The sequence below is a fragment of the Dysgonomonas mossii DSM 22836 genome, assembly GCF_000213575.1.
Taxonomy (GTDB): domain Bacteria; phylum Bacteroidota; class Bacteroidia; order Bacteroidales; family Dysgonomonadaceae; genus Dysgonomonas; species Dysgonomonas mossii.
In genome coordinates this window covers 1-2,032 of sequence record NZ_GL892019.1, presented here as the reverse complement: position 1 = coordinate 2,032, position 2,032 = coordinate 1, and the positions used below count along the sequence as shown (strand labels likewise).

General features: G+C 34.8%; 4 protein-coding genes. All 4 read left to right on the top strand.

What is annotated here, in order from left to right; translation table 11 throughout:
* Positions 1–535, top strand: a 535-nt coding sequence (locus HMPREF9456_RS16965; protein WP_006844773.1) for a hypothetical protein, incomplete at its 5' end; no start/stop codon positions are given.
* Positions 486–1,127: a hypothetical protein gene (locus HMPREF9456_RS16815; RefSeq protein WP_006844772.1), complete on the top strand. Its 642-nt coding sequence runs from the start codon at positions 486–488 to the stop codon at positions 1,125–1,127. The genes HMPREF9456_RS16965 and HMPREF9456_RS16815, both read left to right, overlap by 50 nt.
* 2 nt (positions 1,128–1,129) lie before the next feature.
* Positions 1,130–1,357, top strand: a complete 228-nt coding sequence (locus HMPREF9456_RS16810) for a hypothetical protein (RefSeq protein WP_006844771.1) — start codon at positions 1,130–1,132, stop codon at positions 1,355–1,357.
* Between the two features lie 33 nt (positions 1,358–1,390).
* Positions 1,391–2,029 (top strand): class I SAM-dependent methyltransferase, encoded by a 639-nt coding sequence (locus HMPREF9456_RS16805; protein WP_006844770.1) that lies wholly within the window; start codon positions 1,391–1,393, stop codon positions 2,027–2,029.
* The last annotated feature ends 3 nt before the right edge of the window (positions 2,030–2,032 follow it).

Here is a 2,032-nt window from a genome sequence, read left to right as displayed (position 1 = left end):
TCGCCTAAACTGGAAAAATCCATTTAATCAATCCACTGATATATTATGTTCAGTCTTAGGTATAAATCGGAATACATTAACTCAAAGAAGAAATAGATTAAAACAACTTGGATTGATAGACTTTAAGGATGGTATTACAAAGAAAAGGCCTGCTGAATATAGATTAATGTGTATTAAAAATGATACACAACCTATTACAGAACCTAGTGCACAATGTAGTACACAACCTAGTACAGAACATAGTACCTATACTAAAGACAAGACAAGACAAGACAAGATAAAAGAAAGTAAAGAAAAAACTATTCGTTTTTCCCCTCCACAAATTGAAGAAATAAAAGCTTATTGTAATGAGAGGAAAAATAACATATCGGCAGAACATTTCTTTAACTTCTATACGTCTAAAGACTGGATGATAGGAAAAAATAAAATGAAAGATTGGCGGGCTGCTGTTCGCACATGGGAATCAAAACAGAAAGGAGGTATAAATGAGGCTAAACAGACTGCTCGACAACCGGACTACTCAGAGCAAATGTAATTTATCAACAGAAGAACTAACAATCAGAAAAAACGCTTTTCTAGATATAGCTAAAAAGAATATTCCTGATTTCAGTATTGACGAAAGGAACAGAGAGGTAATAAACAACCTCTTTTTTTATTTCAATGGCATAGAAGGAAAATATAAGCTTGATAAGGGTATTTGGTTATTCGGTGATATTGGAACCGGTAAAAGTAGCCTTATGTATTTGTTTTCTGAGTTCAAGAAATTATACTTTGACGGTTTTAAAATACATATATGCTCTAAAGTATCAAACGATTATGCCATAAACGGAGATCTTGATAAATATACTTACAATGAAAAAGGTTATCCGGGTGGTCCGGTAAGTATGTGTTTTGACGAACTAGGGCGTGAAACTATCCCCGCTAACTACTATGGACAGAAGCTAAACGTTATGCAGCATATACTCCATATTCGGTATTCTCTTTGGCAATCAACAGGTGTAAAGACATTTATAACAACTAATGATGATCCATCAGCTATTGAAAGCAAATACGGTGACTTCATTCGTGACAGAAATAGGGAGATGTTTAATATTGTCCTTTTGCAAGGAAAATCAAGAAGAAAATAGTTATGGAAAAATATGTGATAAAAATAACCACTAGCAATAATACACCTTGCTATTTATCCAATATGGAAGGAGACCCGGGAAGAACTAGAACTATCTCATTAAACTTTGCTAAGTTATTCGATCATGAAAAAGTAGCTGAATCAAATAGAGATAGGCTTTCTAAATTATATCCTAATAGGGAATTTATAGTTCAGCCGGTTGACGTAAATATAACCGAAATACCCTTCTAGCAGCTTTCGAGTTGCTTTTTTTAATTAAAAGATATGAAGATACTAAATTGTTATGCCGGTATAGGCGGGAATCGCAAGCTCTGGGGAAACGAACGCGAAATAACAGCCGTTGAATTTGACCCCAAGATAGCAGCTATTTATCAAGACCTATACCCGAATGATACTGTAATTGTTGGGGATGCTCATCAATACCTGTTAGAGCATTATCAAGAGTTTGATTTTATTTGGTGTTCACCTCCGTGTCCTACGCATTCGATAATCAATTTTACGCTAAACTCTATCGGTGTCGTTCGCTATCCAGATATGACGCTATATCAAGAAATAATATTATTACAAAAGTTTTTTAAAGGTAAGTATTGCATTGAGAATGTGAAACCGTACTATGAGCCGTTAATAAAACCTCAAGCATCGGGTAGGCATTACTTCTGGGCTAACTTCCAGATACCGCCATTGGTAAACAGGATAAAGCATCAGGATATGAACGGTACTAATGGGGGGGGCAATAAACAGAAAGCTAAACAGCTTTTAGGATTTGATCTATCAAAATATGATTGTCCCAAAAAAGAAAAACTACTCCGCAATTGTGTAGATCCTCTTATAGGCAAAGCAATCTTAGACAAGGTACTTGAAATAGAATCACACAATCAAATCAAGCAAGGCGTATTATTTTAAAAC

Bases quoted from the DNA above. Each gene is read 5' to 3' on its own strand.
- HMPREF9456_RS16805 (WP_006844770.1), top strand. From the start codon at position 1,391: ATGAAGATACTAAATTGTTATGCCGGTATAGGCGGGAATCGCAAGCTC.
- HMPREF9456_RS16810 (WP_006844771.1), top strand. From the start codon at position 1,130: ATGGAAAAATATGTGATAAAAATAACCACTAGCAATAATACACCTTGC.
- HMPREF9456_RS16815 (WP_006844772.1), top strand. From the start codon at position 486: ATGAGGCTAAACAGACTGCTCGACAACCGGACTACTCAGAGCAAATGT.